Source organism: Ruegeria sp. D3 (genome assembly GCF_056534465.1).
In genome coordinates this window covers 159121-171420 of the sequence record NZ_JBQFPK010000004.1, presented here as the reverse complement: position 1 = coordinate 171420, position 12300 = coordinate 159121, and the positions used below count along the sequence as shown (strand labels likewise).

At 60.1% G+C, this 12300-nt stretch carries 10 protein-coding genes; 7 read left to right on the top strand and 3 right to left on the bottom strand.

From position 1 onward, the window contains the following. Positions 1-62 precede the first annotated feature (62 nt). The 5 genes from ACR0DX_RS07760 (at position 63) to ACR0DX_RS07740 (ending at position 5943) form a co-directional block, all read left to right on the top strand. Positions 63-977 (top strand): carbohydrate ABC transporter permease, encoded by a 915-nt coding sequence (locus ACR0DX_RS07760; RefSeq protein ID WP_170352415.1) that lies wholly within the window; start codon positions 63-65, stop codon positions 975-977. 10 nt (positions 978-987) lie between these two features. Further along, positions 988-1827: a carbohydrate ABC transporter permease gene (locus ACR0DX_RS07755; RefSeq protein WP_170352414.1), complete on the top strand. Its 840-nt coding sequence runs from the start codon at positions 988-990 to the stop codon at positions 1825-1827. Beyond that, entirely contained in the window at positions 1824-2858 is a 1035-nt protein-coding gene (locus ACR0DX_RS07750) for a Gfo/Idh/MocA family protein (RefSeq protein ID WP_170352413.1), read from the top strand. Before ACR0DX_RS07755 ends, ACR0DX_RS07750 begins: the two co-directional genes overlap by 4 nt. Then, positions 2855-3847 carry an ABC transporter ATP-binding protein gene (locus tag ACR0DX_RS07745; RefSeq protein WP_170352412.1) on the top strand — a complete coding sequence of 331 codons (993 nt, stop codon included), beginning with the start codon at positions 2855-2857 and terminating at the stop codon, positions 3845-3847. Before ACR0DX_RS07750 ends, ACR0DX_RS07745 begins: the two co-directional genes overlap by 4 nt. A gap of 206 nt (positions 3848-4053) precedes the next feature. Further along, positions 4054-5943: a PhoX family protein gene (locus ACR0DX_RS07740; RefSeq protein WP_170352411.1), complete on the top strand. Its 1890-nt coding sequence runs from the start codon at positions 4054-4056 to the stop codon at positions 5941-5943. Between the two features lie 45 nt (positions 5944-5988). On the opposite strand, the gene ACR0DX_RS07735 is transcribed toward ACR0DX_RS07740, so the two are convergent. After that, positions 5989-6555, bottom strand: coding sequence for a tetratricopeptide repeat protein (locus tag ACR0DX_RS07735; RefSeq protein ID WP_170352410.1), 567 nt, complete (start codon positions 6553-6555; stop codon positions 5989-5991). A gap of 30 nt (positions 6556-6585) precedes the next feature. Continuing rightward, positions 6586-7074 carry a winged helix-turn-helix transcriptional regulator gene (locus ACR0DX_RS07730; protein WP_170352409.1) on the bottom strand — a complete coding sequence of 163 codons (489 nt, stop codon included), beginning with the start codon at positions 7072-7074 and terminating at the stop codon, positions 6586-6588. A 103-nt stretch (positions 7075-7177) separates the two neighbouring features. Between ACR0DX_RS07730 and putA the strand changes: the two genes are divergently transcribed. Then, positions 7178-10579 (top strand): bifunctional proline dehydrogenase/L-glutamate gamma-semialdehyde dehydrogenase PutA, encoded by a 3402-nt coding sequence (gene putA / locus ACR0DX_RS07725; RefSeq protein WP_170352408.1) that lies wholly within the window; start codon positions 7178-7180, stop codon positions 10577-10579. Between the two features lie 42 nt (positions 10580-10621). After that, entirely contained in the window at positions 10622-11365 is a 744-nt protein-coding gene (locus tag ACR0DX_RS07720) for a rhomboid family intramembrane serine protease (RefSeq protein WP_170352407.1), read from the top strand. On the opposite strand, the gene bhcR is transcribed toward ACR0DX_RS07720, so the two are convergent. After that, entirely contained in the window at positions 11330-12172 is an 843-nt protein-coding gene (bhcR, locus tag ACR0DX_RS07715) for an HTH-type transcriptional regulator BhcR (protein WP_170352406.1), read from the bottom strand. The two genes, ACR0DX_RS07720 and bhcR, sit on opposite strands and share 36 nt — an antisense overlap. Positions 12173-12300: the final 128 nt, after the last annotated feature.

Genomic DNA, 12300 nt, shown 5'->3' with positions numbered 1-12300 from the left:
GATCCCTACCCGGGCGGAAACGCCCGCCCGGGTACACCCGACACCCCTTTGAAAGCTGACCCATGAATCGCCCCCGCTTCCGCTGGCATATCGTCGTGTTTCTGGCCCCAGCCGTGCTGGTCTATACGGCGGTGATGATTTTCCCGCTGTTCAACACGCTGCGGCTGGCGCTCTATTCCGAGGTGGATCAGAGCCGCGTGTTCGTTGGCTTGCAGAACTTTCAAACGCTGTTTTTCGATCCCATCTGGTCCGAGCAGTTCTGGAACGCTTTGGGCAACAACTTCTGGTTCTTCCTGATCCATATGCTTGTTCAAAACCCCATCGGGATCGCGCTGGCGGCGCTACTCAGCCACCCGCGCCTGAGGTTCTCGGCGCTCTATCGGTCGGCGATTTTCATCCCGACAATCCTGAGCTTTGTGATCGTTGGCTTTGCATGGAAACTGATCCTGTCGCCCATCTGGGGCATCGCGCCCTCGATGCTGGATGCTGTCGGCCTGAAATCCCTGTTCGCGCCGTGGCTGGGGAAAGAGGAATATGCGCTCACCACGCTGGCGCTGATCTCGGTCTGGCAATTTGTGGGCATCCCGATGATGCTGATCTATGCCGCCCTGCTGACCATCCCCGAGGAAATCCTTGAGGCCGGAGAGATCGACGGCATAACCGGGGCCTCGGCCTTCTGGAAGATCAAACTGCCGCTGATCCTGCCCTCGATCGGCATCATCTCGATCCTGACCTTTGTGGGCAACTTCAACGCGTTCGACCTGATCTATGCCGCCCAAGGCGCGCTGGCCGGGCCGGATTTCTCGACTGATATTCTGGGCACGTTCATGTACCGCACCTTCTTTGGCTTCCAGTTGCAATTGGGCGACCCGCATATGGGATCGGCCATCGCCGGGGCCATGTTCGCGATCATTCTGGTGGGAGTTTGCATCTACCTCTTCGGCATCCAGACCCGGATGCGCCGGTATCAATTGTGAGGGCGCTTAGATGAACAAAGCTCGCCATAACCCGCTGAATACCGCCGCGATGCACGGGGCGCTGATCCTCTACACGCTGATAGCCCTGTTCCCGGTTTTTGTGATCATCATCAACAGCTTCAAGTCCCGCCGCGCGATCTTCCGCGAGCCGCTGGCGCTGCCGAACGCCGACAGTTTCTCAATGATCGGGTATGAGACGGTAATGAAGCAGGGGGATTTCTTCCTCTACTTCCAGAACTCGATGATCGTCACCGTCGCGTCGCTGTTCTTCATCCTGCTGTTCGGGGCAATGGCGGCCTATGCGCTGTCTGAATATCAGTTCAAGGGCAACCTGCTGATGGGACTGTATCTGGCGTTGGGGATCATGATCCCGATCCGCATCGGCACCGTGGCGATCCTTGAGATGATGGTGGCGACCGGGCTGGTCAACACGCTCTGGGCGCTGATCCTGGTTTACACGGCGCAGGGGCTGCCGTTGGCGGTGTTCATCCTGTCGGAGTTCATGCGGCAGGTCAGTGACGATCTGAAGAACGCAGGCCGCATCGACGGGCTGTCGGAATACACGATCTTTTTCCGGCTGGTTCTGCCTCTGGTCCGGCCCGCGATGGCGACTGTGGCGGTGTTCAACATGATCCCGATCTGGAACGACCTGTGGTTCCCGCTGATCCTTGCCCCGGCTGAGGAAACCAAGACGCTCACGTTGGGCAGTCAGGTCTTTATCGGGCAGTTCGTCACCGACTGGAACGCGGTTCTGTCGGCCCTGTCGATGGCGATCCTGCCGGTGCTGGTTCTGTATGTCATCTTCTCGCGCCAATTGATCCGCGGCATCACATCCGGAGCTGTCAAATGACCAAAGTTCTGATCGCTGGCCTTGGCAATATGGGCCTCAGCCACGCGTTGGCCCATCACAACCACCCGGACGCGCAAATCGTGGGGCTGGTGAACCGGTCAGGCCGCGTAGACCACCCCGAGCTGGGCCAATACCCCGCCTATTCGGATTTCCACACCTCACTGGCCGAGACCAAACCCGATTTGGTGGTCGTCGCCACCTATTCCGACAGCCACGCCGATTTTGCCTGCGCCGCAATGGAGGCTGGCGCGCATGTGTTTGTCGAAAAGCCGCTGGCCACCAACGTGGCCGATGCACGGCGCGTGGTGGAAACCGCCACTCGTCTGAACCGCAAACTGGTGGTCGGCTATATCCTGCGCCATCACCCCTCGTGGATGCGCCTGATTGCCGAGGCGCGCGATCTGGGCGGACCGTATGTGTTCCGCCTGAACCTGAACCAGCAATCCTCGGGGGCGGAGTGGGAGACGCATAAGGCGTTAATGCAGACCACATCCCCCATCGTGGATTGTGGTGTGCATTATGTGGATGTGATGTGCCAGATCACCGATGCGCAGCCCGTCCGCGTGCATGGCATGGGCCTGCGCCTGTCGGATGAGATCGCCGAGGACATGTACAATTACGGCCAGTTTCAGGTAATTTTTGAGGACGGCTCGGTCGGCTGGTATGAGGCCGGGTGGGGCCCGATGATGTCCGAAACCGCGTTTTTCGTGAAAGACATCGTCTCGCCCAACGGCTCAGTCTCGATCACCGACGGCAACAAGGGCGCATCGGCGGATATTGACGGCCACACCAAGGTTGGCGGGCTGTTGATCCACACTCCGGGCGGCGACCGCACCGTCGAGATGCCCGATGAGCCCGGCCATCAGGAACTCTGTGACGCCGAACAAGCCTATATGCTGCGCGCCATCGCTGACGATATCGACCTGACGCGCCATATGAATGACGCCGTCCAATCCCTCGCCATTTGTCTGGCCGCAGATGAAAGCATCCGCACCGGCCAGCCCGTTTCGCTTAAGGAGTCCGCAACATGACTGCTCTGACCTTGACCAATGTGAACAAATCCTTTGGCGAGGTGCATGTCCTGAAAGACATCTCGCTTGAGGTGGAAGAAGGCGAGTTTGTCGTTTTCGTCGGCCCCTCGGGCTGTGGCAAATCCACCTTGCTGCGCGTGATCGCGGGGTTGGAGGATGCATCCTCGGGTGAGATCAATATCGACGGCCAGCAGGTCAATCTGGTGCCGCCGTCGAAACGTGGCATCGCGATGGTTTTTCAAAGCTATGCGCTCTATCCCCATCTGAACGTGCGCGGGAACATGACACTGGCGCTGAAACAAGAGAAGCAGCCCAAAGCGGTGATCGAGGAGCGCGTCGCCACTGCCAGCCGGATGCTGAACCTTGAGGAATATCTGGACCGTTATCCATCTGAGTTGTCCGGCGGTCAGCGCCAACGCGTCGCCATCGGGCGGGCCATCGTGCGCGAGCCGAAACTGTTCCTGTTTGACGAACCGCTTTCGAACCTCGACGCGGCGCTGCGGATGAACACGCGGATTGAGATCGCAAACCTGCACCGGGCACTGGATGCCTCGATGATCTATGTCACCCACGACCAGACCGAGGCGATGACGCTGGCCGACAAGATCGTCGTGCTGCGCGATGGGCGGGTCGAACAGATTGGCAGCCCGATGGAGCTGTATAACAACCCCGCCAACCAGTTTGTCGCGGGATTCCTTGGATCTCCTTCGATGAACTTCCTGCCCGAAAGCCTGCTGAATCAGGGGTCAGACACCCTTGGTATTCGGCCAGAGGATCTGTTTCTGTCTGACGACGGCCCTCTGTCAGCGCAGGTCAGCCATGTCGAAAAGCTGGGCGGTGATACCAACGTCATTGCGACCGTTCAGAACCATTCGGTGACGGCGCGCTTGTTCGGGCAACATGCAATATCCGAAGGCCAAGACCTGCGCCTTGGGTTCGCGCCCGAAAAAGCGTATCGGTTCAATGCCGATGGGCAGCGGCTGCGTTAACCCTATCACGGCGATGTGATCAATCAATTTTGATGATTGTAAAACCCTGTCTGCGTCGCGCAGGCAGGGCTTCGGCGCGATTTAGCGCAACAAAAATGAATCTATTTTCAGGTCGAAATACAGCGGCTTTAATGGCGCTGTTAAGAACCTGTCACAAAGACCTCTTAATCCCGTTCATCAACTTTCATTTTAGCCAGGAGCCATCCATGAAAGACGTCGACAACACCACACTTTCCGCAGACGACTGGGACGAGCTGCACTTCCCCCGCCCCGAGGAGAACGACTTTGACCGCGTGGTCGAAAGCGCCATTTCCCGCCGTGGTTTTCTGGCCGGTGTGGTGGCCTTTGGATCAGGCGCTGCCGCAATGGGCACAGGTCTGCTCAGCTCGACCTCGGCGCAGGCCGCTGACGCGTCGCGCTTTGCCTTTACCCCGATCGCAGCCCAGACCGACGGCACCGTTCACGTCCCCGAAGGGTACGAATGGAAAGTCATGATGCGCTGGGGCGATCCGCTGTTCTCGGATGCCGATGGCTATGACATCACCGATGGCGGTCCGGTCGAAAAATCCGACCGTATCTTTGGTGAGAACACTGACGGGATGGAAACCTTCTCGTTCCAGGGTCATGAACTGATCGCGATCAACCACGAATACCCCAACCGCAAGATCAACCTGCCGGCCGCTGCGGAAGGTGTTCCGGCAAACGCAGACGATGTTCTGAAGCTGCAGAACATCCAAGGCGTGACAGTCATGGAAATCACCGAAGGCCCTGACGGCTGGTCGGTTGTCAAAGACAGCCCCTTCAACCGCCGTATTCATCACAACACTCCGATGAAAATCGTTGGCCCCGCAGCCGGTCATGACCTGCTGAAAACTGAGGCTGACCCGACCGGCACCACCTCGCTGGGCACCATGAATAACTGTGGTGCGGGCAAGACGCCCTGGGGCACCTATCTGACCTGCGAAGAGAACTTCAATGGCTACTTCGGCTCATCGGATGAAAATGCCGCCTATGACCAGAAGGTCGCGGACGGTATGGCGCGCTACGGTATCAAGGCCGAAAGCTGGAACGGTTACGAGTTCTTTGATCCCCGTTTCGACACATCGAAAAACCCCAACGAGCCGCACCGTGCGGGCTGGATCGTTGAAATCGACCCGACCAAACCTGACAGCACGCCTGTCAAGCACACCGGTCTGGGTCGCTTCAAGCACGAAAACGCCGAAGTCACCCTGGCTGCCGACGGTCGCGTGGTTGTCTACATGGGCGACGATGAACGTGGCGAATACCTGTACAAATTCGTCTCGAACGGCACCTATCAGCCCGGTGGTGAAACCGAGAGCCTGCTGAACGACGGTACGCTTTATGTCGCCAAGTTCAACGACGACATGAAGGGTGAATGGCTGGCTCTGACCCCGGAAACCACCGGAATGGATGATGCCGAGATTCGCATCTTTACCCGCATGGCGGCCTCCAAAGCGGGCGGCACCACCATGGACCGCCCCGAATGGGTCGCCTCCAGCCCGGTTGCGGTCGAAGCCTATTGCTGCCTGACCAACAACAAGAACCGGGGCGTCAAGCCAAACGCCGGTGGTGATGATACCTCGGTCAACGCGGCCAACCCGCGTGAAGCCAACAAGTATGGTCAGATCGTGCGCTGGCGTCCGGCCAATGACGACCACGCCGCCCAAGCGTTCGATTGGGACCTGTACGTCATGGCAGGCAACCCCACCGTGCATTCCGATGACCGCGCCGGTTCGCCCAACGTGAACGAGGGCAACCTGTTCAACTCGCCCGACGGTATGGTGATCGATTCGACCGGTCTGATCTGGATCCAGACAGACGGGAATGACGACAACGAGGAAGATTTCGCAGGCAACGGCAACAACCAGATGCTGGTTGGTGATCCCGTGACCGGTGAAATTGCACGCTTCATGACCGGCCCGAACGGCTGTGAGGTGACCGGTCTGGCGTGGTCCACAGACCTGCGTACCATGTTTGTTGGCATCCAGCACCCCGGCAGCAACTGGCCTGATGGTGGTACGCCACGCTCGTCTGTCATCGCGATCAAGCGCGCTGATAACGGTCTTGTCGGCTAACTAACGCACCAACGCCCCCGGAGTTCTTTTCGGGGGCGTTGATCTTCAGATGTCTTCGCCCTTCGGGGCAAGTGGCCCCCCGGCGTCCAGCAAATGACGTTCGGACAACCACGGGTTCAGCCTCAACGCCTGTTGCAAAGTCTCACGCGCTTCATCAACCCGCTTTAAGCCCAACAAGGTCAGCGCCTTACCGCTGATCGCAGCCACATGGTTGGGCGACAGTTCGATCGCACGGTCCAGATCAGGCAGCGCCGCCTGATAGTCCTGTCGCAGAAAATGCGCAAAGGCGCGCTGGTTATAGCCTTCAGCGTAAGAGGGACAATATTCGACCAGTTTGTCGAAATCCTCGATCGCGCCCAGCAGATCCCATTGGCTGCGGCGGGTCATCCCACGATCCAGCACGGCCTGTGCGCTGTCGTCCGGTGCGTCGGCCCAAAATTCCCACAGCTGGTTTGAAAGGATTTGCGCGGCGCGCTCATTCTCGGCTTGCTGGATTTGCGTGATGATCCCGGCAACTCCGTCAGAGTGGTCCGGCGCAGCGGGGCACCCCTCGGACTGGGCCGCAATCGTGCCCGAGACCAGAAATGCAAAAGCTGTAACGATCTGTTTCATGTCTCAATGGTGACGCGCCATACACGTTCGTCAACCCACTGCATCGATCCCGCCCGAGACGCCGGTTTCCTTCACGGCCTCCATCGCCACAAAGGTCGAGGTGCTGGCCACATGCGGCAAGGATGAGATTTTCTCGGCCAGAACCGCGCGGTATTCCGACATCGACCCGGTGCGGATTTTCAGCAGATAGTCGAAATTCGACGCGATCATATGGGCTTGCTCGATCTCGCCCACCTTCCGTACAGCGGCATTGAACTCGGCCAGTGCCTTTTCTCGGGTGTCGGTCAGGCGCACTTCTACAAAGGCCACATGATCCAGTCCAAGGCGGATCGGATCCAGCAGGGCGCGGTATCCGGTGATGATCCCGTCTGCCTCAAGTTTCTTCACACGTGCTTGAGTGGGCGATTTCGACAGCCCGATCCGCCGCGCAAGATCCGCGACCGAGATGCGCCCATCCTCGGACAGAATCGCCAGAATGGCGCGGTCGAACCGATCCAACCCCGGAAAGTCCATTTGCATCGCATTTACCCCTCAAATCAGGTCAACTAACTGTACTTAGCGAAATTTAAGGAAATCGACCTCCTAAAGCGACCCTATATTTAACCAAAGCACCGGAGGATTCATGTCACACAGCCTGCGCACCCATATTGACGCCCAAACCTATGCCGACCCGTCGGCCGTTCTGGACAGCCTGATCGCGCAGGCCGATCTGAGCGGCACGGATCGTGCCGCCATCTGTACGGCCGCAGCCCAACTGGTGCGCGACATCCGTGCCAGCACCTCGCCGGGGATGATGGAGGTCTTTCTGGCCGAGTATGGCCTGTCCACCGATGAAGGCGTCGCGCTGATGTGTCTGGCCGAGGCACTGCTGCGGGTGCCCGATGCCGATACGATTGACGCGCTGATCGAGGATAAAATCGCGCCTTCGGACTGGGGCAAGCATCTGGGGCAATCCTCGTCCTCGCTGGTCAATGCTTCCACCTGGGCTTTGATGCTTACGGGTAAGGTTCTGGACGAAGGCAAAGCCTCACCAGTCAGCGCCCTGCGCGGGGCGATCAAACGGCTGGGTGAGCCGGTGATCCGCACCGCAGTGGGCCGCGCGATGAAGGAAATGGGCCGTCAGTTCGTTCTGGGCGAGACGATCCAATCCGCCATGGACCGCGCTCAGGGGATGGAGGCCAAGGGCTATACCTATTCCTATGACATGCTGGGCGAGGCCGCCCGGACCGAGGCTGACGCCGCCCGCTATCACCTATCTTATTCGCGCGCGATTGCGGCCATTGCCGATGCCTGCACGCATGATGACATTCGCGCCAATCCGGGGATCTCGGTCAAGCTGTCCGCCCTGCACCCGCGCTATGAGCTGGCGCAGGAACAGCGCGTGATGGATGAGCTTGTGCCCCGCCTGCGCGCCTTGTGCCTGCTGGCCAAAGCCGCCGGGATGGGCCTGAACGTGGACGCCGAGGAGGCCGACCGTCTGTCTTTGTCTCTGCAAGTGATCGAAGCGGTGATGTCCGAACCCGCCCTTGCCGGGTGGGACGGGTTCGGGATCGTGGTGCAGGCCTATGGCCCCCGCGCCAGGGTGGTTCTGGATACGCTCTACGACATGGCGCAACGCCACGACCGCAAGCTGATGGTGCGGCTGGTGAAAGGCGCCTATTGGGATACAGAGGTCAAGCGCGCGCAGGTCGAAGGCGTCGATGGCTTTCCCGTCTTCACTCGCAAGGCGGCGACCGATATTTCCTATATCGCCAATGCGCGCAAATTGCTGAGCATGACCGATCGGATATATCCGCAGTTCGCAACCCATAACGCCCATACGGTCAGCGCGATCCAGCATATGGCCGATGGACAGCCCTTCGAATTCCAGCGCTTGCACGGCATGGGTGAGACGCTGCACGGGCTGGTCAAGGACCAGAACGCCACCCGTTGCCGCATCTATGCGCCAGTGGGCGCACATCGTGACCTGCTGGCCTATTTGGTGCGGCGGCTGTTGGAAAATGGCGCGAATTCCTCCTTCGTGAACCAGATCGTGGATGAGGACGTGCCGCCCGAAGTGGTCGCCGCCGATCCCTTTGTCACTATCATCGACGCCGCCCGCCCCCTGCCCACCGGCCCCGACCTGTTCCAGCCCGAGCGCCCCAATTCGCGCGGGTTCGACCTGCACCACACGCCAACGCTGGATCGGATCGACGCCGCGCGCGATGCCTTTCGTGCACATCACTGGTACGCGCAGCCCCTGCTGTCGGACGATGCCCGCCCCGAAGGCGATCAGCCCGTCACCAACCCCGCCCAGCCACAAGACCGCCCCGGAGCGGTCGCCCCGGCCAGTACCGCAGATGTGGAACTGGCGCTGGCCTCTGCCGCACCGTGGCAAGCCCCAGCCGCCCAGCGCGCGCAGGTGCTGAACGCAGCCGCTGATCTTTACGAGGCGCATTTCGGCGAACTGTTCGCCCTGCTGGCGCGCGAGGCCGGGAAGTCTCTGCCCGACGCAGTGGCAGAACTGCGCGAGGCCGTGGATTTCCTGCGCTATTACGCCGCCAATATCCCCAATGCCGACCCCGCGGGTATTTTCACCTGTATCAGCCCGTGGAACTTCCCACTGGCGATTTTCACCGGGCAAATTTCGGCCGCTTTGGCCACCGGCAATGCCGTTCTGGCCAAACCGGCACCACAGACGCCTCTGATCGCACATCGGGCCGTGCAATTGCTGCACGAGGCGGGTGTGCCGCGCGATGCGCTGCAATTGCTGCCGGGTGGCCCGCACGTAGGGGCCGCGCTGACATCCGATGCACGCGTGTCGGGCGTGGCCTTCACCGGCTCGACCGGCACGGCGCTGAAAATCCGCGCGGCGATGTCGGATCATCTGCAACCCGGCACGCCTCTGATCGCGGAAACCGGCGGTCTGAATGCGATGATCGTCGACAGCACCGCCCTGCCCGAACAAGCCGTGCAATCCATCATCGAAAGCGCGTTTCAGTCGGCGGGTCAGCGGTGCTCGGCCCTGCGGTGCCTCTATGTGCAAGAGGATATCGCCGACGATCTGCTGACCATGCTGACCGGCGCGATGGAGGCACTGGTGGCGGGCGATCCGTGGCTGATCGCAACCGATTGCGGCCCGGTGATTGACCGCGACGCGCGGCAAGGCATCGCCGACCACATCGCACAGGCTCGCAGTGAAGGTCGGGTGCTGAAGGAACTGAGAACCCCGCCCGAGGGCACTTTCATCGCCCCTACCCTGATTGAAATCACCGGCATTACGGCACTTGGGCGCGAAATATTCGGCCCCGTGCTGCATGTGGCGCGGTTCAAGGCCTCAGATCTGGATCAGGTCATCGTAGACATCAACGCCACGGGCTATGGCCTGACATTCGGCCTGCACACCCGCATCGACGACCGCGTGCAGCACATCACCGAGGCCGTTCACGCGGGAAATATCTACGTCAATCGCAATCAGATCGGCGCCATTGTCGGCTCGCAACCCTTCGGCGGCGAGGGGCTGTCGGGCACGGGGCCCAAGGCGGGCGGGCCAAACTATATGGCGAGGTTCAGTGCGCCGGACCGGCAAAAGGTGGAAGCCACATGGGACAACACCGCCAGCGACCTGCCCGACCCCACAGGCCGGCCGGCCCCGCTGCACACTCGGTCGCTGCCCGGCCCCACCGGCGAATCCAACCGGCTCAGCGAATTACCACGCGCGCCTCTGCTGTGCATGGGTCCGGGTACAGATACCGTTCAGGCGCAGGCCCAAGCGGTTGAGGCCCTTGGCGGCACCGCGATCCGTGCGTCCGGCATGATCGACTTGCACCGACTGGAGAACATCGCGAACATCTCAGGCGTATTGTGGTGGGGCGATGAGGCCACCGCGCGGCAGATCGAACAGCATCTGGCCCGTCGCCATGGCCCGATCCTGCCTCTGATTCCCGGCCTGCCCGACCGCGCGCGTGTGCTGAGTGAACGTCACGTTTGCGTCGACACAACCGCCGCAGGAGGCAACGCCGCCCTGCTTGGGGGTGCGGCGTAACCGGACCTTGACGCTGGGCCGCGAAAAGCCCAGCGTCGCGCCATGTTTCCAATCCGTGACCATAACGCCTCGGGGCGCACGCCTTACGTCGTCTATCTGCTGATGGCAGCGAATATCGTGATCTTCCTCAGCTATGTGGGGATCATGGATAACGCACGGTTACTCAATCAACTTTACTTCGATTATGCGGTAATCCCGGCCCGTATCACGGACGGATTTGCGCTGGAAACGCTTGTGACCTCAATGTTTTTGCATGGCGGTTGGATGCATCTGGCGGGCAACATGCTGTTTCTGTGGATTTTCGGAGACAACCTTGAAGACGAAATGGGGCATCTACCCTTTCTGCTGTTTTATGTGCTGGCCGGTATCGGAGCGGGGTTGATCCACGTCGTGACGGCTCCTGACTCAGTGATCCCCACGATTGGCGCGTCTGGTGCCATTGCTGGCGTCATGGGCGGGTATCTTCTGATGTTCCCCAAAGCCCGGGTCGACATCCTGTTGATCCTAGTCGTCTATTTCCGCGTATTTACTATCCCGGCCTTTGTCATGTTGGGGGTGTGGTTGGGAATGCAGTTCCTCGGCAGCCTGGCAAGCGATCCTGACAAGGGCGGTGTCGCCTATTGGGCACATACCGGCGGGTTCCTAGTCGGTCTGATCCTGTGCGTTCCCTTGTGGCTAAGGCGCGGCGCGATGTCTTATTGGAACCGCACCCACGGCCACCCGCCCCACCCCGAGCACGAATACAAGCTGTCACAATCCCGCATTCCCCGCATCCCGCGCCGGTAAGTGACCACCGCTTTGCCGCGTTACCTCTTGCGCGGCGGCCTGAACCAGCGCCCCCAGTTCCGGCGCGCGTTCAGCGTTGAACCGGACCGTTGGACCAGACACCGAGATACCTGCACAAGGCTCGCCCCGGTCGTTGAATATGGCTGCTCCGATGCAGGACATTCCCTGATATCGCTCCTCCCGGTCTAATGACCATCCCCGCGCGCGGGTTTGATCCAAGTCTGCCTGCAACCGGGTGTCGTCTATTAAAGTATGAGGCGTGAAGCGTTCCGGTTTGGCCCCGGTCATCAATCTGGTCAGCGCGGCCTTTCCCATCGCGGCCAGAATCGCCTTGCCCGTCCCCGAGGCGTACATCGGCGTCCGCGCGCCCGGTGGGAAAAACGCCCGGATCGGGTTTGCTGTTTCAACCTGACCGACAAACACCACCTGCGCCCCGTCCGGGACCGCCAGATTGGCCGTTTCTCCGCTGTCCTGCATCAATCTGCGCAGGACTGGCCGCCCAATCTCGATCACACTATTACGTCGCAGGAACGAGGCCCCGGTCCGATAAGCCTCAATCCCGATCATCCACTCCTGTCGTTCTTCGTCGAAGGCCACGAACCCGTGTTTCTGCAAAGTCATCAGAATGCGGTGGGTGGTGGCCGTAGGTACACCAGTCTCACGTGCCAGATCGCTTAATGCTGCGCGCTCCAGCCGGGCAGTTTCGGTCAAAACACCTAGAGCGCGATCCAGCGACTGCATCGTCCCGGCCGTGCTTTCCTTGAACAAGGACTTCGGTCTACCGCGCTGTCTTTTTGAGGATTCCATCCCATTTTCTCCGGTTTGCGACGTCAAATTTTTTTGGCCCGTTTTTCTTCCCCAAGAAATGAAAAAAAGAAACTCAAATCAAATCAGCGTCTTAGTATTAAAATCGCAAAAATGAAAATATTTTTCAA

Bases quoted from the DNA above. Each gene is read 5' to 3' on its own strand.
- ACR0DX_RS07735 (WP_170352410.1), bottom strand. From the start codon at position 6,555: ATGAAACAGATCGTTACAGCTTTTGCATTTCTGGTCTCGGGCACGATT.
- ACR0DX_RS07755 (WP_170352414.1), top strand. From the start codon at position 988: ATGAACAAAGCTCGCCATAACCCGCTGAATACCGCCGCGATGCACGGG.
- ACR0DX_RS07750 (WP_170352413.1), top strand. From the start codon at position 1,824: ATGACCAAAGTTCTGATCGCTGGCCTTGGCAATATGGGCCTCAGCCAC.
- ACR0DX_RS07730 (WP_170352409.1), bottom strand. From the start codon at position 7,074: ATGCAAATGGACTTTCCGGGGTTGGATCGGTTCGACCGCGCCATTCTG.
- ACR0DX_RS07740 (WP_170352411.1), top strand. From the start codon at position 4,054: ATGAAAGACGTCGACAACACCACACTTTCCGCAGACGACTGGGACGAG.
- putA (WP_170352408.1), top strand. From the start codon at position 7,178: ATGTCACACAGCCTGCGCACCCATATTGACGCCCAAACCTATGCCGAC.
- ACR0DX_RS07760 (WP_170352415.1), top strand. From the start codon at position 63: ATGAATCGCCCCCGCTTCCGCTGGCATATCGTCGTGTTTCTGGCCCCA.
- ACR0DX_RS07745 (WP_170352412.1), top strand. From the start codon at position 2,855: ATGACTGCTCTGACCTTGACCAATGTGAACAAATCCTTTGGCGAGGTG.
- ACR0DX_RS07720 (WP_170352407.1), top strand. From the start codon at position 10,622: ATGTTTCCAATCCGTGACCATAACGCCTCGGGGCGCACGCCTTACGTC.
- bhcR (WP_170352406.1), bottom strand. From the start codon at position 12,172: ATGGAATCCTCAAAAAGACAGCGCGGTAGACCGAAGTCCTTGTTCAAG.